Annotated in this window: 16 protein-coding genes and 1 tRNA gene; 12 read left to right on the top strand and 5 right to left on the bottom strand. The window is 72.3% G+C overall.

What is annotated here, in order from left to right:
* Window positions 1-40: 40 nt before the first annotated feature.
* Complete coding sequence (locus ACLQ14_RS07180) at window positions 41-1,234, top strand: ROK family protein (RefSeq protein WP_425811356.1); 1,194 nt, start codon at window positions 41-43, stop codon at window positions 1,232-1,234.
* A gap of 6 nt (window positions 1,235-1,240) precedes the next feature.
* On the opposite strand, the gene ACLQ14_RS07185 is transcribed toward ACLQ14_RS07180, so the two are convergent.
* A complete protein-coding gene (locus ACLQ14_RS07185; protein WP_425811358.1) occupies window positions 1,241-1,930 on the bottom strand; it encodes a hypothetical protein in 690 nt (229 codons plus the stop codon).
* A gap of 135 nt (window positions 1,931-2,065) precedes the next feature.
* On the opposite strand from ACLQ14_RS07185, the gene ACLQ14_RS07190 reads away from it, so the two are divergent.
* The 4 genes from ACLQ14_RS07190 (at window position 2,066) to ACLQ14_RS07205 (ending at window position 6,087) form a co-directional block, all read left to right on the top strand.
* Window positions 2,066-3,253 (top strand): PucR family transcriptional regulator, encoded by a 1,188-nt coding sequence (locus ACLQ14_RS07190; RefSeq protein ID WP_425811359.1) that lies wholly within the window; start codon window positions 2,066-2,068, stop codon window positions 3,251-3,253.
* A 109-nt stretch (window positions 3,254-3,362) separates the two neighbouring features.
* The gene (locus tag ACLQ14_RS07195; protein WP_425811360.1) at window positions 3,363-4,313 is read left to right on the top strand and encodes an ACP S-malonyltransferase; all 951 of its coding nucleotides are present in this window, start codon (window positions 3,363-3,365) and stop codon (window positions 4,311-4,313) included.
* Window positions 4,314-4,437: 124 nt separating this feature from the next.
* Window positions 4,438-4,686 (top strand): acyl carrier protein, encoded by a 249-nt coding sequence (locus tag ACLQ14_RS07200; protein ID WP_284294147.1) that lies wholly within the window; start codon window positions 4,438-4,440, stop codon window positions 4,684-4,686.
* A 156-nt stretch (window positions 4,687-4,842) separates the two neighbouring features.
* Window positions 4,843-6,087, top strand: a complete 1,245-nt coding sequence (locus ACLQ14_RS07205; RefSeq protein WP_425811362.1) for a beta-ketoacyl-[acyl-carrier-protein] synthase family protein — start codon at window positions 4,843-4,845, stop codon at window positions 6,085-6,087.
* A gap of 560 nt (window positions 6,088-6,647) precedes the next feature.
* Here ACLQ14_RS07205 and ACLQ14_RS07210 read toward each other — a convergent pair.
* A complete protein-coding gene (locus tag ACLQ14_RS07210; protein WP_425811364.1) occupies window positions 6,648-7,148 on the bottom strand; it encodes a DUF3145 domain-containing protein in 501 nt (166 codons plus the stop codon).
* A gap of 142 nt (window positions 7,149-7,290) precedes the next feature.
* On the bottom strand, window positions 7,291-7,779 hold the full coding sequence (gene def, locus ACLQ14_RS07215; RefSeq protein WP_425811366.1) for a peptide deformylase: 489 nt from the start codon (window positions 7,777-7,779) through the stop codon (window positions 7,291-7,293).
* 175 nt (window positions 7,780-7,954) lie between these two features.
* Between def and ACLQ14_RS07220 the strand changes: the two genes are divergently transcribed.
* From ACLQ14_RS07220 to ACLQ14_RS07250, 7 genes are all read left to right on the top strand, one after another.
* A complete protein-coding gene (locus tag ACLQ14_RS07220) occupies window positions 7,955-8,974 on the top strand; it encodes a LacI family DNA-binding transcriptional regulator (protein ID WP_425811368.1) in 1,020 nt (339 codons plus the stop codon).
* A gap of 127 nt (window positions 8,975-9,101) precedes the next feature.
* On the top strand, window positions 9,102-10,430 hold the full coding sequence (locus tag ACLQ14_RS07225; RefSeq protein ID WP_425811370.1) for an ABC transporter substrate-binding protein: 1,329 nt from the start codon (window positions 9,102-9,104) through the stop codon (window positions 10,428-10,430).
* A 76-nt stretch (window positions 10,431-10,506) separates the two neighbouring features.
* Window positions 10,507-11,496, top strand: a complete 990-nt coding sequence (locus ACLQ14_RS07230; RefSeq protein WP_425811372.1) for a carbohydrate ABC transporter permease — start codon at window positions 10,507-10,509, stop codon at window positions 11,494-11,496.
* Window positions 11,496-12,398, top strand: coding sequence for a carbohydrate ABC transporter permease (locus tag ACLQ14_RS07235; protein WP_425811374.1), 903 nt, complete (start codon window positions 11,496-11,498; stop codon window positions 12,396-12,398). Before ACLQ14_RS07230 ends, ACLQ14_RS07235 begins: the two co-directional genes overlap by 1 nt.
* Window positions 12,399-12,414: 16 nt before the next feature.
* The gene (gene yicI, locus ACLQ14_RS07240) at window positions 12,415-14,697 is read left to right on the top strand and encodes an alpha-xylosidase (RefSeq protein ID WP_425811376.1); all 2,283 of its coding nucleotides are present in this window, start codon (window positions 12,415-12,417) and stop codon (window positions 14,695-14,697) included.
* A gap of 67 nt (window positions 14,698-14,764) precedes the next feature.
* Window positions 14,765-16,192 (top strand): GH1 family beta-glucosidase, encoded by a 1,428-nt coding sequence (locus ACLQ14_RS07245; protein WP_425811378.1) that lies wholly within the window; start codon window positions 14,765-14,767, stop codon window positions 16,190-16,192.
* A gap of 80 nt (window positions 16,193-16,272) precedes the next feature.
* Window positions 16,273-16,346 (top strand) — tRNA-Ile (locus ACLQ14_RS07250).
* A gap of 225 nt (window positions 16,347-16,571) precedes the next feature.
* Here the strand turns inward: ACLQ14_RS07250 and ACLQ14_RS07255 are convergent.
* Together ACLQ14_RS07255 and ACLQ14_RS07260 are read right to left on the bottom strand one after the other, a co-directional pair.
* Window positions 16,572-16,802 carry a hypothetical protein gene (locus ACLQ14_RS07255; protein WP_425811380.1) on the bottom strand — a complete coding sequence of 77 codons (231 nt, stop codon included), beginning with the start codon at window positions 16,800-16,802 and terminating at the stop codon, window positions 16,572-16,574.
* A 25-nt stretch (window positions 16,803-16,827) separates the two neighbouring features.
* Window positions 16,828-17,202, bottom strand: a complete 375-nt coding sequence (locus tag ACLQ14_RS07260) for an SHOCT domain-containing protein (RefSeq protein ID WP_425811382.1) — start codon at window positions 17,200-17,202, stop codon at window positions 16,828-16,830.
* Between the last annotated feature and the right edge of the window lie 193 nt (window positions 17,203-17,395).

Consider the following 17,395-nt stretch of genomic DNA (forward strand, 5'->3'; position numbering starts at 1 on the left):
AGTTCCTACGAACGTGTCAGAACCTGCGGACCGTGGTTGAATGTGCCGCGTGACAGGGCAGGACGGCGACAGCGCGGGCCCGCTCGTGGCGCCCGAGGCGAGGGCGCTCCTCGGCGTCCTGCGCGCCGCGGGCCCCCTCACCCGGGCCCAGCTCGCCGAGCGCACGGGGCTCGCCCGCACGACGCTCACCGTCCGGCTCGAGACGCTGCTCCACGCCGGCCTCGTCGTGCCCGCCGGCGGCGCCGCCTCGCGCGGCGGCCGGCCGCCCGGGCTGCTCGCGTTCCGTGCCGACGCCCGCCTGCTCCTCGGCATCGACCTCGGCGCGACGCACGCCGTCGTCGGGCTCACCGACCTGACCGGGACGGTGGTGGCCACCCGCGCCGAGCGCCTCGCGGTCGCCGACGGCCCCCGGACCGTGCTCGGTCGGGTCAGCGCCCTCGCGCGGACGCTCGTCGAGGGCGGCTCGGGGCGCCCCTGGGCGGACGTCGTCGGCATCGGCGTGGGCCTGCCCGGCCCGGTCGAGCACTCCACGGGCCGCCCCGTCCGGCCGCCCATCATGCCCGGCTGGGACGGCTTCGACGTCCCGGCGCTGCTGCGCGACGAGCTGGGCGTCCCCCTCGTCCTCGTCGACAACGACGTCAACCTGCTCGCGCTCGGCGAGCACACGAGCGCCTGGTCGGCGACCGACGACCTGCTCTTCGTCAAGGTGGCCACCGGGATCGGCGCGGGGATCGTCGCGGGCGGGCGCCTCCAGCGGGGCGCCCAGGGGTCCGCCGGCGACCTGGGCCACGTCCGCGTCCCGTTCACGCGCGACGCGCCGCCCCACGGCGACGCCGACGCGGACCTCGAGGCGCTCGCGAGCGGCCCGGCCGTCGCTGCGGCGCTGCGCGACCAGGGCGTGCCCGCGCGCGACGCCGACGACGTGGTCGACCTCGCGCAGCGCGGGCTCCCCGAGGCGGTCCGCGCCGTCCGGCAGGCCGGCCGCGACCTGGGAGCCGTGCTCGCGACCGTGGTGAACCTGCTCAACCCGGGGGTCATCGTCGTCGGCGGGACGCTCGCGGGCGCGGGCGAGCACCTGCTCGCCGGCGTGCGGGAGACGGTCTACGGGCGCTCGACGGCGCTCGCCACGCGCGACCTCACGATCGTTCCCGCCACCTCGGGCGAGGCCGGCGGCGTCCTGGGTGCCGCGGTCATGGTGAGCCAGCACGTCCTCGACGGGCCGGCCGAGGCCTGACGCCCGTCAGGCGCCGGCCATGCGCTGGCGCGACTGCTCGATCCGGCTGTCGAGCTCGGCCGAGAACGCGCGGACGTCCGCCTTGTGCGGGGTCGACGCGACGAGCGCGTCCAGCTGGAGGCGCGCCTCGAGCGGGCGCTCCGCGTCGAGGGCGGCGAGGACGACCTGACGCCCCGCCTCGGCCACGTGCTCGCGCGGCCGCCAGTGCCCGACGCCGAGCCCGAGCGCATCGACGGGCATCCCCGCCTCGCGCAGCAGCTCGAGCCCGCTCGCGAGCGCCTGCCCCGACGGGTCACGCTCGGCCGCCGTGGCGAGGCGTCGCAACGTGCCCTCGTGGTCGTCCCCGATGGACAGCCGGGCCAGCTCGAGGAGCGGGTACCAGGCCTTGGGGTTGCCGGCGAGCTCCTCCGCGAGGGCCCACTCGGCGAGGTCGGCCTCCCGGCGACGCGTCGGCGCGTCGGACTCCGCCGCCAGCGGGTCCTCGTCGGTGTGGGCCTGCGCGGCGTGCCGCCGCACGATCTCGGCGAGCGCCTGGAACGCGCGCTCGTCGTTGGGGTTCTCCGACAGCACCGCCCGCAGGGCGTCCTCGTGCACCGTGTCCCCGCGCCGGCGCGACGACGTGGGGCGTCGCGTGCCGACGGTCGAGGCAGAGCCGGGCCGCCGCAGGAGCTGACGCAGACGGGGCATGAGGGCCATACCTTCGACCTTAACCTCTTGAACGGTCCATGACCCAGGCTCGGCTCGAACCAGGGAACGGGAGGCCGGGGTGAGTCCGCAGCCCTCCCGCCCCCGTTTGTGGACCGTCCACAATCGCATCCGTATGCTCTACCCGTGCCGACGACCGGGAACCCCGACAACCTCCAGCGCGTCAAGGACGCCAGCGGCCTCCTCACGAGCGCGACGCTGCGGCGCATGGAGTCGGAGCTCGAGTGGTACCGCGGCCTCTCCGCGCAGGAACGCTCCTGGGTCGGCCTGCTGGCCCAGTCCGCCATCACCGCGTTCACGCAGTGGTTCGCGGCGCCCGACCGCCCGCCGCACGGCGCGAACGAGATCTTCGCGGGCGCGCCCCCCGAGCTCGCCCGCTCGATCTCCCTGCAGCACACGCTCCAGCTCGTGCGGATCGGCGTCGAGGTCGTCGAGCAGTACTCCGACCAGCTCGCGATCCCGGGCACCGAGCGGGACCTGCGCGAGGCCGTGCTGCGCTACTCGCGCGAGGTCGCGTTCTCCGCCGCGGAGGTCTACGCCCGGGCCGCCGAGGTCCGCGGCGCCTGGGACGCCCGGCTCGAGGCCCTCGTCGTGGACGCCCTGCTCCGCGGCGAGGGCGACGGCGGCGACCGGTCGCTGCGCTCGCGGCTGTCCGCGCTCGGGTGGAACGGCCAGGGCGCCGTCCTCGTGATGGTGGGCCCGGCCGTCGTGCCCCTCGACGAGGTGAGGACCGCCGAGCTGCGCCGGGTCGCACGCCGCGCGGCCGGCGACGCGCTCGTCGGCATCCACGGCGACCGGCTCGTCGTCGTGCTCGGCGGCCGCGAGGGCGACGGCGAGGGGCTCGTCGCCGCGGCGACCGCGCTCCTGTCGCGCTTCGGCGACGGGCAGGTGGTGATCGGACCCGTCGTCGACGGGGTAGACGACGCCGGCCGGTCCGCGCAGGCCGCGCTCGCCGGCCTCGCCGCGGCGCCCGCGTGGCCCCAGGCCCCACGCCCCGTGCTCGCCGACGACCTCCTGCCCGAACGGGTCCTGACCGGCGACGCGAGCGCCCGACGCACGCTCGTCGCCCAGGCCTACCGCCCGCTCCAGGAGGCCGGCGGCTCGGTGCTCGAGACCCTGTCGGCCTACCTCGGCACCGGGCGGTCCCTCGAGGCCGCAGCCCGCACGCTCTACGTCCACCCGAACACCGTGCGCTACCGGCTGCGCAAGGTCTCCGAGATCACGGGGTGGGACCCGCTCGACGCGCGCGAGTCGTTCGTCCTCCAGGTCGCGCTCGCGCTCGGCCAGGTCGAAGCGCCCCGCCGCGGGCACTGACCGGCGCCGACCCGGCACCTCCCACTTGTAGGTTTGGCACAAGAGCCCTTCTCAAGGTTCGTGCGCGTCGCGACGGCGCTCACGCCCCCTGGAGGGGCACAGTGGTGAGGTGCTCGCCGTCGTCTGCCCTGGACAGGGCTCCCAGACCCCCGGAATGCTCGCCCCCTGGCTCGAGCTGCCCGGACTCAACGAACTCCTCGGCTCGTGGTCCGAGCTCGCGGGCGTCGACCTCGTCGCCCACGGCACGACCTCCGACGCCGACACGATCCGCGACACCGCGGTCGCCCAGCCGCTCATCGTCGGGGCGTCCCTGCTCTCCGCGCACGCGATCCTCGGCGACGCCCCGGCGGCCGACGTCACCGCGGGCCACTCCGTCGGCGAGTTCGCCGCCGCCGCGCTCGCCGGCGTCCTCAGCCCCGAGCAGGCGATCCGCCTCGTCGGCGTGCGTGGCGCCGCGATGGCCCGCGCCGCCGCGTCCGAGCCGACCGGCATGAGCGCGGTCCTCGGCGGCCAGGCCGACGACGTGACCGCGCGCCTGGACGAGCTCGGCCTCGTCGGCGCGAACGTCAACGGTGGCGGCCAGGTCGTCGCCGCCGGCTCGCTCGACGCCCTCGCAGCCCTCGCAGCCGAGCCGCCCGCCCGGGCCCGCGTCATCCCCCTCCAGGTCGCCGGCGCGTTCCACACCGAGACCATGCGCCCCGCCGTCGCCGAGCTGCAGGCCGCCGTCGACGCGCTCCCCGAGGCGGCCGGCGACGGCGCGCCCCGCGTCGCGCTCCTCTCCAACGCCGACGGCGCCGTCGTCTCCGGCCGCGACGACGCGCTCGCGCGCCTCGTCCGCCAGGTCGCGAATCCCGTGCGCTGGGACCTGTGCCAGGCCACGCTGGCCGAACGGGGCGTCACCGGGCTCCTCGAGCTCGCGCCCGGCGGTGTCCTCACCGGCCTGGCACGGCGTACCCTGCCGGGGGTGGAGGCGTTCGCGGTGAAGTCCGCCGACGACGTCGACGCCGCCCGTGAGTTCGTCGCCCGCCACGCCGGCGCCGGCACGAGCCGCGGAGCCTGACCGCCCCGGCGCCAGGCAGCACCGCCACCCCAGGCAGCACCGGTCACCCCACCCGCGGACACGCCGGAGCCGCCGGCCCGCACGCCGGGTCGCACCGACCGCACAACACAAGGAGAAGCACACGATGGCCTACACCGAAGAGGAAGTCCTCGCCGGCCTCGCCGAGATCGTCGCCGAGGAGTCCGGTCAGCCGGCCTCCGCCGTCGTCCCGAGCGCGTCGTTCACCGACGACCTCGACATCGACTCCCTGTCGATGATGACGATCATCACGCACGCCGAGGACAAGTTCGACGTCCGCATCCCCGACGAGGACGTCAAGAACCTGTCCACCGTCGGTGACGCCGTCAGCTACATCGCGAAGGCCCAGGCCTGACGCGAGCCAGCACGGGGCCCATCCGCCCCACCCCGTGGGGGGGGGGGGGGGGGGGCGCGGCGCCCCCCCCCCCCCCCCCCCCCCCCCCGGGGGGGGGGGGGGCCCCCCCCCCCCCCCCCCGCGCCGCGTCCCGGACCGTGACACCTAGGAGACCCGATGACCCCCCGAACCGACGTCGTCGTCACCGGCCTCGGCGCCTTCACCTCGCTCGGCGCTGACGCGCCCAGCACCTGGCAGGCCGCCCTCGCCGGCACCTCCGGTGCCCGCACCCTCGACAACGACTGGGCCGAGACGTACGGCATCCCCGTGAACTTCGCGGCCACGGTCATCGGCGACGTCGAGGAGCGGCTCACCCGGCCCGAGACCAAGCGCATGGACCCGTCCGCCCAGTACGCGCTCGCGTCCGCCCGCGAGGCGTGGGCCGACGCCGGCAGCCCCGAGGTCGACCCTGTGCGGCTCGGCTCCGTCGTCTCGTCCGGCATCGGCGGGATCATCACCACGCTCAACGCCTGGGACACGCTGCGCGAGCGCGGCGCCCGACGCATGCTGCCCACGACGGTCCCCATGCTCATGCCGAACTCCCCCACCGCCTACATCTCGATCGACTTCAACGCCCAGGCCGGCGCCCACGCGCTCGTCTCCGCGTGCGCGTCCGGGGCCGAGGCCATCGGGTACGGCGTCGACATGATCCGGAGCGGCCGCGCCGACGTCGTGATCGCCGGCGGCACCGAGGCCGTCATCCACCCGATGCCGCTGGCGTCGTTCGCCGCGTCGCGCACCCTCTCGCTGCGCAACGACGACCCCCAGCGCGCCTCCCGGCCCTACGACGTGGACCGTGACGGCTTCGTCATCGGCGAGGGTGCTGCGATCGTCGTCCTCGAGTCCGCCGAGCACGCCGCCGCCCGCGGCGCCCGCGTCTACGCGAAGATCGCCGGTGTGGGCCTGTCAGCCGACGCCTACCACATCACCTCGCCCGACCCCGACGGCCAGGGTCAGATCCGCGCCATGGGCGACGCGCTCGAAGACGCCGGCGTCACCGCCCGCGACGTCGTGCACGTCAACGCCCACGCGACGTCCACCAAGGTCGGCGACATGATCGAGGCGCGCGCCATCCGGCACCTGTTCGCCGCCGAGGCCGACCACATCGCGCTCTCCGCGACCAAGTCCATGACCGGGCACCTGCTCGGCGGTGCGGGGGCCCTCGAGACCCTCTTCACCGTCCGGGCCGTCTCCGACCGCAAGGCGCCGCCCACCATCAACGTCGACAACCCGGATCCCGAGCTCGACGTGCCGCTCGTGCGCGACACCCCGGCCAACCTTCCCGCCGGCGACATCGCCGCCGTGAACAACTCGTTCGGCTTCGGTGGCCACAACGTAGCGCTGGTCGTGACGAACGTCTGAGGCGCTTCGTGCGAAGGCCCGCGTGGTCGCCTCCGGGTGACCACGCGGGCCTTTGTCGCGCCGTCTTCCATCCGGCCGCTCGTCCCTCGCGGCCTCCCGCCAGTCCCGCCACGACGGCGCGACAAAGCCCCACCCGGTCACCCTGGCGCATCGACGCCCGCAGTCGCGCGGTCTCCCCTCGCAGCGATTCGTCCTCCTGCTACCCCGGGAGACGGCGGGTCATCTGGGAACGCGGGTCCACGGGCGTGGAGCCGACGCCGACCCGGAGAACTGGCGCTCACGGAACCCCGCGGGTCTCTCGAAGCGCTCCCCGAGCGGGGACGGCCGGAGACACGGACGCGGGCGCGCCGGAAGCAGCGGACGGCGCCGCGCGGACCCGAGCCCTGCCCGGGGAGAGCCACGATGGTGCAGGAGGGCGGCCGGGCGGGGTTGTTGCGCGCGGTCGTGGTGGGTCTGGCGGGAGCCGAAGCGAGGAACGAGCGAGGCGGATGGAAGACCGCGCGCAACAACCCCGCGACGCCGCCCGGACGCAACCCCGAAGCACCGACCCCCGGAAGAGCTCAGCCCACGCGGTGCAACCACCGCACGGGAGCGCCCGCCCCCGCGTACCGGAACGGCTCCAGCTCGTCGTCCCAGGCCTGGCCCAGCGCCAGGTCGAGGGCCTCGCGGAGCGCGTGGTGGTCGAGGCCGGCGACGAGGGCCGAGCGGACCCGGTCCTCGGGCACCACGACGTTGCCGTGCACGTCGGTCACGGCGTGGAAGATCCCGAGGGACGGCGTGTGGGACCACCGGGCCCCGTCGGCGCCGGCGCTGGGCTCCTCCGTGACCTCGTAGCGCAGCCCCGCCCAGCCGCGGAACGCGGACGCCAGGCGCGCCCCCGTGCCCTGGGGTCCCTGCCACGAGTGCTCGGCGCGCAGCAGCCCGGGGCCGGCGGGCTGCTCGATCCAGTCGAGCGCCACCCGTCCGCCCAGGACATCGCTGGCGGCCCACTCCAGGTGGGGGCACAGCGCACGGGGCGCTGAGTGCACGAAAAGGACACCGCGGGTGTTGGCACCTGCCATGTCGTCCTCCCAGGGTCGAGGTTCGCCTTCCCCAACGGCCTCGCCTGGACTGCGTCACGGCAACGGGTGTGTGGCCCGTGCACGGCGTTCTGCGCCCATTCTGCCCGACGACGCGTACACGCGCGAGCAGGAAACGCAAGGATCAGAGCTGCTCGCGCAGCGCGCGCATCGCCTTCTTGCGCACGGCGCGGTCGAGGCGGTCGAGGTAGAGCATGCCGTCGAGGTGGTCGGTCTCGTGCTGCAGGCAGCGGCCCATGAGCTCGGTGCCCTCGACGACGACCTTCTTCCCGTCGAGGTCGACGCCCTCGACGCGCGCGTACCAGGCGCGCCGCGTGGGGAACCAGAGCCCCGGGACGGACAGGCAGCCCTCGTCGCCGTCCTGGTACTCGTCCTCGGACAGCTCGACGATGCGCGGGTTGAGGACGTAGCCGACCTCGTCGTCGATGTTCCACGAGAAGGCCCGGAGGCTCACGCCGATCTGGTTGGCCGCGAGCCCGGCGCGGCCTTCGTCGTCGACCGTCTCGAGGAGGTCCTCCACGAGCGCACGGACGCCGTCGTCGATGTCGGTGATCTCGGCGCACGGGGTGCGCAGGACGGGGTCCGGGAGCGTACGGATCTCGCGCATAGCCATGGCCCGCATTGTTTCATGCGTCTGCCTGCTCCCGGAGATCACGACGCGGCCACGACGGACTCGGGACTTGACGCCGGCGTTTGTTCGATGAATACTCCTAACCTATCGAAGCGCTTCGACGAAGCGCTTCGACGGACACCGGCCTCGGCGAGGCCGCACTCGAGGAGGAGGATGCATGGCCACCATGCAAGACGTCGCCCGCCACGCGGGCGTCTCGCTCTCCACCGTGTCCTACGCCCTCAGCGGCGCTCGCCCCATCGGCAAGGAGACCCGGGCTCGCGTGCTGGCGGCCATCGAGGAGCTCGGGTTCGAGCGCAACGCCGCCGCTCGCAGCCTCGCCGCCCGCCGCAGCCACGTCCTCGCGCTGGTCCTCCCGACGGTCGCCGGCGGCCTGTCCGGCACGCTCGGCGAGTTCGCGCAGTCGGCCTCCCAGACGGCTCGCGACGCCGGCTATCACCTCGTGATCTGGCCGTTCGACCGCGAGGAGCACGGCGAGGTACGCGACCTCGTCCGCCAGGGGCTCGCGGACGGCGTCCTCGTGATGGAGGTCTCCCTCGAGGACGAACGCATCGACGCGCTGATGGCGTCGCAGGTGCCCTTCACGATGATCGGGCGGACCGCGGAGCTCGACGGGCGCTCGTGGGTCGACATCGACTTCGAGCGCACCCTGACCGAGGCCGTGGACCACCTCGCCGACCTCGGCCACACCACGGTCGCGTTCGTGAACCACTCCCAGCGCTCGCTCGACACGGGCTACGGACCGACCGTGCGGGCGCGGGACGCGTTCCGCGCCGCCGCGGCCGCGCGCGGGCTCCATGCGACCGACGTGACGAGCGACGAGTCGCCGCTCGCCGGCCGGCTCGCGACGAGCGCCATCCTCGACGAGCGGCCCGGGACGACCGCCTTCGTCACCATGAACGAGACCGCGACGTTCGGTGTCACCCAGGCGCTGCGCGACCGCCGTCTCCGCGTCCCCGACGACGTCTCGGTGCTCGCCGTCGTGACGTCGCCCGAGGTCGGCGCCATGTACGACCCGCCGCTGACCACCATGCGGGCCCCCGGGCGCGAGCTCGGGCGCCGTTCGGTCACCGAGCTCCTCGCCGCGCTCGAGGGCACCACGGTGCACGAGGCCCCTCGCCTCGTCACCTGCGAGCTGTCCCCCGGCGCGTCGACGGGGCCCGCCCCGAGACGCTGACGCCGCGGCACGCCGCGGCGAGAGCACCACCCCATCCCTGCACACCGACGTCCCGCACGACCCCACTGGCATTCCCACCCCGCAACGACGCATCGCTGCAACGACGCACCCAACGGAAGGACACACCGTGAAGCGCAAGATCACGGCCGGCGCACTCGCCGCCGCCCTGGCCCTGCCCCTGACCCTCGCCGCCTGCTCCGGAGGCTCCGGCGGCTCCGGGGGCGGCTCGGACGACGCCACCAAGAACGCCGACGGTAAGACCCTGACCATCTGGGACTACGAGACCGACGACTCGGCGATGGGCCAGGCCTGGGCCAAGGCCATCGACATCTTCAAGGAGAAGCACCCGGGCGTCACGGTCAAGAAGGAGAAGCAGACCTTCGAGCAGATCCAGAAGAACGCCAAGATCGTCCTCACCGGCGACGACGTGCCCGACGTCATGGAGTACAACAAGGGCAACGCGACCGCCGGGCAGCTCGCCTCGCAGGGCCTCCTGACGCCGCTGACGGACGTCGCCAAGGACCGCGGCTGGGACAAGAAGGTCACCGGCTCGATCGCGACGACCGCCCAGTACGACGAGAACGGCCTCATGGGCTCGGGCGACTGGTACGGCATCCCGAACTACGGCGAGTACGTGACGGTCTACTACAACCAGGACCTGTTCAAGAAGTACGGCGTCACGGTCCCGACCACGCTCGACGAGTTCACCGCGGCCCTCGCGAAGTTCAAGGCCGCCGGCGTGACTCCGCTCAACCCGGCCGGCGCCGAGTACCCGCTCGGGCAGCTCTGGTACCAGCTCGCGCTGACCAAGGCCGACCGCTCCTGGATCGACTCCTACCAGCTCTTCAAGGGCGACGTCGACTGGCAGGGCGAGCCCCTCACGTCCGCGACCGACACGATCAGCGACTGGACCAAGAAGGGCTACATCCCCAAGAACTCGGCCGGCCTGACCGCCGAGGACATGGGCACGTCGTTCATCTCGGGCAAGTACCCGATCATGGTCTCCGGCTCGTGGTGGTTCGGGCGCCTCGTCAACGAGGTCAAGTTCAACTGGGGCCAGTTCGCCTTCCCGGACTCCGACTTCGCTCTGGGCTCGTCGGGCAACCTCTGGGTCGTTCCGCAGAACGCGAAGAACAAGGGCCTCGCGGAGGACTTCATCGACATCACCCTGAGCGACGAGGTGCAGAACATCCTCGGCCAGAAGGGCGGCCTGCCGATCGCCGGTGACGCCTCCACGATCACCGACCCGAAGACGAAGACCTTCACCGAGCAGTTCCAGAAGATCGTGAAGGACGACGCCCTGGCCTTCTACCCCGACTGGCCGGTCGCGGGCTTCTACGACCAGATCGTCAGCGCCCTCCAGTCCGTCGTGAACGGCTCGAAGTCCACCTCGGACGTGCTCAACCAGCTCAAGGAGCAGTACGAGTCCGGCAAGGACGACCTCGTCAACGGCTGACGCGAACGGGCCCGGACGCTCGCACGAGCGTCCGGGCCCGCCCCGCCGGCCCCCGCCGTCACCAGAGAGAGAACCGATGTCTTCCGCACCCGCCACCCTGCCCGCGCAGGATCCCTCGGCGCCGACGCCGGCGCCACGCGCCGCCCGGCGCGGCTCCGGTCGACGGCGCTGGGTGCCGTCGACGTACTGGCTCTACCTGATCCCCGGGCTCGCCGCGTTCGTCGCGATCATCGGGATCCCCTTCGTCCTCAACATCTGGTACTCGCTGCACAAGTGGCGCGGGGGCATCACCCAGATGAAGTGGGTCGGGCTCGAGAACTACGCCGACCTCATGCACGACGACCAGTTCTGGCAGTCCTTCCAGAACTCGGTCTGGATGATCATCGCGATGGTCATCATCCCGACCGTCATCGGCCTGCTGCTCGCCTCGCTGCTGTTCGACTACATCGGCAAGCACTTCAACGGCCGGGTCGCGAGCGTGCTGCGCGCGACGTACTACCTCCCGCAGATCCTCCCCGTCGCCGTCGCCGGCATCCTGTGGAACTGGGTCCTCAACGCCCAGACGGGGGCGCTCAACCAGATCCTCACGTCCCTCGGCGTCCAGAACCCGCCCGACTGGCTGGGAAACCCGTCGACGGCGCTCCCCTCGGTCATGCTCGTCCTGATCTGGATCCAGATCGGCTACCCCACGGTGATCTTCATGTCGGCGCTCCAGCGCGTCGACCCCGAGCTGTACGAGGCGGCCGAGCTGGACGGCGCGAACTGGTGGGCCCGGTTCCGCGCGATCACCCTGCCGCAGATCAAGCCCGAGACGTTCGTCATCACCCTCACCTGCACGATCGCCGCGCTGAAGGTGTTCGCGCCGATCTACGTGCTGACCCGCGGCGGGCCCGAGGGCTCGACCCTCGTCCCGTCGTACTACTCGTACCTGAACTTCTTCGACAAGTCGAAGGTCGGCTACGGCGCGGCCATCGCGACCGTCCTCACGGTCATCATCATCATCGTCGCGTCGGTCATCCAGTACCTGCAGAACCGAAGCGCTCGCAAGGAAGAGAGGGGTGCCTGATGGCCACCGTCACCGAGACCCTCCCCGAGTCGCCCGCCGCCCGCACCGGGACGCCGGGCCGCCGTCCGCGCGACCGGTTCCACCGTGGGCCGCTGCGCTGGGTGCTGCTCGTGATCAGCGCGCTCGTCGCGCTGCTCATGGTCGCTCCGTTCGTGATCATGCTGCTCAACGCCTTCAAGTCGCCCGACGACTACTCGTCGAACGGCCCGCTGTCGTGGCCCACCGAGTTCTACACGCACGGGCTCAAGGTCTTCTGGGACCGGGTCGACTTCCCGGTCAAGCTGTGGAACTCCGTCTGGACGTCCGGCCTGGTCGCGATCTTCGGCGTCGCGCTGTCGCTGCTGTCCGCGTTCGCGATCGGGATCGGCCGCGTCAGGGGCAGGCTCTGGATCGTCGGCGTCTTCCTGCTCGCGAACATGCTGCCGCAGGAGGTGCTCGTCTACCCCCTGTTCCGCATGATGCAGAACATCGGCCTGAACAACTCGGGCTGGTCCATCGTGCTGATCTTCACGGTCATCCAGGCGGCCTTCGGCACCTACCTGCTCTCGTCCGTGCTCGGGACCTTCCCGCGCGCGCTGCTCGAGGCCGCCTCGCTCGACGGCGCGAACCGGTGGCAGATCCTGTGGCGGGTCATCTTCCCCGTCGTGCGCCCCACCCTGTCCGTGCTGCTGATCTTCTTCTTCATCTGGACGTGGAACGAGTTCTTCATCCCGCTCGTCATGCTCACGACCAACGACACGCAGACCGTCCCGATCGCGCTGTCCTCGCTCCAGGGCGACAAGACGCTCGACGTCCCCACGCTCAACGCGGGCACGCTCGTGTCCCTCATCCCGACCCTGCTGTTCTTCCTCTTCTTCCAGCGGACGCTCACCCGCGGCATCACCGCAGGCGCCGTCAAGTAAGGAGCACCACCCCACCATGAAGTTCACCGACGGCTACTGGCAGCTGCGTCCCGGCGTCGAGGTCCTCCACCCGGTCGAGGTCGACGACGTGCGCGCCGACCCCGAGGCCGGGACCCTGACCGTCTGGGCCGCCACCAAGCACGTGCGGGGGCGCGGCGACACCCTCAACGCCCCGCTCCTGACGCTCACCTACTCGAGCCCTGCCGCGGGCGTCGTCAAGGTCCGCGTCGAGCACTGGGCGGGCGCCCGCCCGCGGCACCCCGAGTTCGCGATCCGCCGGTCCGACGTCGCGGTGACGACCCACGTCGACGACGAGGCAGCGGTCCTCACGACGGGCGACCTGTCGGTCCGCGTGCACCGCACGGGCCCGTGGCGGGTCGACTTCGAGTCGCGCGGGAAGGTCCTCACGTCGAGCCTGCCCAAGGGCTCGGGCGTGGCGACCACCCCGGACGGCCCGTTCGTCCACGAGCAGCTCGCGCTCGGCGTCGGCGAGAAGGTCTACGGGATGGGCGAGCGGTTCGGCCCGTTCGTCAAGAACGGCCAGACCGTCGACATCTGGAACGCGGACGGCGGCACGTCCAGCGAGCAGGCGTACAAGAACGTCCCGTTCTACGTGACGAGCGCGGGGTACGGCGTGTTCGTCGCGCACCCCGAGCTGGTCTCGTTCGAGGTCGCCTCCGAGATGGTCGAGCGGACCCAGTTCTCGGTCGCCGGCGAGCACCTCGAGTATTACGTGATCGACGGCCCGACGCCCAAGGACGTCCTCGAGCGCTACACCGCGCTCACCGGGCGCCCCCCGCAGGTCCCCGCGTGGTCCTACGGACTGTGGCTCTCGACGTCGTTCACCACGAGCTACGACGAGAAGACGGTGTCGTCGTTCATCGACGGGATGGCCGAGCGGGACATCCCGCTGTCGGTGTTCCACTTCGACTGCTTCTGGATGCGCGAGTACCAGTGGTGCGACTTCGAGTGGGACCCGCGCACGTTCCCGGACCCCGAGGGCATGCTCGCCCGCTACAAGGAGAAGGGCCTGCGCGTCTGCGTGTGGATCAACTCCTACATCGGGCAGAAGTCCGCCCTGTTCGCGGAGGCCGTCGAGAAGGGCTACCTGCTGCGGACGACCGACGGCGGCGTCTGGCAGTGGGACCTGTGGCAGGCCGGCATGGGGCTCGTCGACTTCACCAACCCCGCCGCGGCCGCGTGGTACGCGAGCAAGCTCGAGGCCCTGCTCGACATGGGCGTCGACTGCTTCAAGACGGACTTCGGCGAGCGCATCCCCGTCGACGGCGTCGTCTGGCACGACGGCTCCGACCCGCAGAAGATGCGCAACTACTACACGCACCTCTACAACCAGACGGTGTTCGAGCTGCTCGAGCGCAAGCGCGGCAAGGGCCAGGCGGCGCTGTTCGCGCGGTCCGCGACCGCGGGCGGGCAGCAGTACCCGGTCCACTGGGGCGGCGACAACGACTCGACGTTCGTCTCGATGGCGGAGACCTTGCGCGGCGGCCTCTCGCTCGCCATGTCGGGCTTCGGCTACTGGAGCCACGACATCGGCGGCTTCGAGGGCGACCCCGACCCCGCCGTGTTCAAGCGCTGGCTCGCGTTCGGCCTGCTGTCCTCGCACTCGCGCCTGCACGGCTCGAGCTCGGTCCGGGTGCCGTGGGCGTTCGACGACGAGGCCGTCGACGTGGCGCGGCGCTTCACCCGGCTCAAGCTCTCGCTCCTGCCCTACCTCGGCGCGGCCGCCCGCGACGTCGTCCGGCACGGCACGCCGCTCATGCGCCCGATGGTGCTCGAGCTGCCCGAGGACCGCGGCGGCTGGGACGTCGACACGCAGTACCTGCTCGGCCCGTCGCTGCTCGTCGCGCCGGTCTTCAGCGCGGAGCGTGAGACCGCCGTCTACGTGCCCGAGGGCACGTGGACGTCGCTGCTCGACGGCGAGGTCGTCACCGGCCCTCGCTGGGTCACGCAGCGGCACGGCTTCGACTCGCTCCCGCTGCTCGTCCGCCCGGACACCGTCCTCCCGGTCGGCGCCCGGGACGACACGACCGACTACGACTGGGCCGACGGCGTCACCCTCCAGCTGTTCGAGCTCGCCGACGGCCACGACTCCACGGTCGTGGTCCCCGCGGCCGACGCCGGCGTGGGCGCGAGCGACGCCGAGTTCCACGTGCGGCGCACCGGCGACGAGGTCGTCGTGACGACGACGTCCGACCGGGCGTGGTCCCTGCGCTCCGGCGACCGCGTCGTCCGGTTCGAGCCCGGCACCGCCGAGGGTCGCCTGGGTCTGGCACGATGAACCGACGGCTCCGGGGCAGTGCCCTGCATCCTGACCACCACAGCATTCCCGGCCTCCGAGGAGAAGCATGAGCACGCCACGACGGTTCCCCGACGACTTCGTCTGGGGTTCCGCGACCGCCGCCTACCAGATCGAGGGCGCTGCGGACGAGGACGGCCGCGGGCCGTCGATCTGGGACACCTTCTCGCGCACCCCGGGCAAGGTGCTCGACGGCGACACGGGCGACGTCGCCGACGACCACTACCACCGCTGGGCCGAGGACGTGCAGCACATCCGCGACCTCGGTCTCGACGCCTACCGGCTGTCGATCTCGTGGCCGCGCGTGCAGCCGGGCGGCTCGGGCGACTTCAACGAGGCGGGCATCGCGTTCTACTCGCGCCTCGTGGACGCGCTGACCGAGGCGGGCGTCAAGCCGGTCGTGACGCTCTACCACTGGGACCTCCCGCAGGAGCTCGAGGACGAGGGCGGCTGGACCAACCGCGCCACCGCCTACGCGTTCGCCGAGTACGCCCGCCGCATGGCGCAGGAGCTCGGCACCCGCGTCGACACCTGGACGACGCTCAACGAGCCGTGGTGCTCGGCGTACCTGGGCTACGGGTCGGGCGTGCACGCGCCGGGCCGCACGGAGGGCGAGGGCGCGCTGCGCGCGGTCCACCACCTCAACCTGGCGCACGGCCTCGCGGTCCAGGCCGTCCGCGACGTCCTCGGCGACGAGGCGCGCACGTCGGTCACGCTCAACCTCCACGTCGTGCGTCCCGACACGGACAGCGCCGAGGACGCCGACGCGGTCCGCAAGATCGACGCCCTCGCGAACCGCGCGTTCCTCGGCCCGCTGCTCGACGGCGCCTACCCGGCCGACCTGCTCGAGGACACCGCGCACGTGACGGACTGGTCGTTCGTCGAGGACGGCGACCTCGCGATCACCCGGCAGCCGCTCGACGTGCTCGGCGTGAACTACTACTCGACGGCGCGCGTCCGGCACTTCGCCGGCGAAGGCGCGCCCGAGCAGAACGACGGCCACGCCGAGTCCGCGGCGAGCCCGTGGGTTGGCGTCACCGACGTCGAGTTCCTGCAGCAGCCCGGCCCGTACACCGCGATGGGCTGGAACATCGAGCCGCAGGGCATGACCGACCTGCTGCTCTCGCTGCACGCCACCTACCCCGACCAGCCGCTCATGGTCACGGAGAACGGGGCCGCGTTCGAGGACGTCGTCTCGCCCGACGGCGCCGTCCACGACCCGCAGCGCGTCGCCTACCTGCACGACCACGTCGAGGCCGTGGGCAGGGCCATCGACGCCGGCGCCGACGTGGGCGGGTACTTCGCGTGGTCGCTGCTCGACAACTTCGAGTGGAGCTACGGCTACTCCAAGCGGTTCGGCATCATCCGGGTCGACTACGACACGCTCGTCCGGACGTGGAAGGACTCCGCGCACTGGTACCGCCGCCTGGCGACCACCCGGACGCTGCCTGGCGTCGACGAGGTCTCGCCCGCCTGACGCCGATCGCCGTCCGACGCGACCACCGGCCCGCGCCGCTCCCCGCACGGGGAGGGCGCGGGCCGGTACGCTGTCGGCGCGGGGCAGTAGCTCAGCCGGTCAGAGCAGCGGACTCATAATCCGTCGGTCGTGGGTTCAAGCCCCACCTGCCCTACTCACGTGCCGAGGCACGCCGCCCGTCGAGGGCACATGCCGCTCTCCCCCCGGGCCGCCGGGGTCGTCGTGACCTAGCGGGACGGCGCGACCGAGCTCAGGCGGTTCTGGGTCGAGCCGGGAGCCGCCGGACCGGGCCGGGCGGGAGGTTCGTCGCCGCTGAGACGCCTCCACCGAGACGCGGAAGAGGCCCGCACCCTCCAGGGTGCGGGCCTCTTCGTGCCGGTCACGCGCCGGGCGTGCCGTTCTCCTCCAGGTAGAACACCTGGTCGGGGCCGTCCCACGTCTCGATGACCTCGCCGTCGGACCGGACCAGCGTGATCTCGCCCCGGAACGGGCCGATCTCGCCCGACCGGATGCGGGCCTTGACCGCGGCGATCGCGTCGTCGTCGTACTCGGCGCGGACCAGGGTGCCGCGGTGGTCCCCCGTGACGTCACGGATCCAGTACTCGAACATCCCCGCTCCTCCCGCGGCGCCGCGCTCAGGCGAGAGCGGCGGCCTTGAGCTTGTCGAACTCGGCCTGGTCGATCGCGCCCGAGTCCAGGAGCTGCTTGGCGGTCGCGATCTGGTCCGCGGGCGACGCGCCGGCCACGTCGCGGATGTAGCCGTCGGTCACGGCCTTGGCCTGCTGCTGGGCCTGCACCTGGCGCTGGGCCATGCCGTTCCCGCGTGCGATCACGTACACGAGCGCGGTGATGAGCGGGAAGATGATCAGGCAGATCACCCACAGGGCCTTCCACCAGCCGGAGAGCTTGTGGTCGCGGAACAGGTCGCTGATGATCATGAACAGCACGACCAGGTACGCGAAGAAGAAGAAGATCTCGACGACGAGCCAGAAGTAGTTCCAGAAGCTCACGGTTGCCTCCTCGGGCGGTGAAGATGTCCGGGTCGTGACGCAAGCGCCCACGACGTCCGCCTCACGATGCTTCGGAACGTAGCACCGGAGTGGGCGTTTGGCGCGGGAAGCGCCGGGACTGTCCGTTCAGTTCACCCGGAAGGGATGAGGGCTTCTCGGGGGTGTCGCGGCGGTCCGGCGACGGTCGGAACCA

The organism is Luteimicrobium sp. DT211, assembly GCF_049844995.1.
GTDB lineage: Bacteria > Actinomycetota > Actinomycetes > Actinomycetales > Cellulomonadaceae > Luteimicrobium.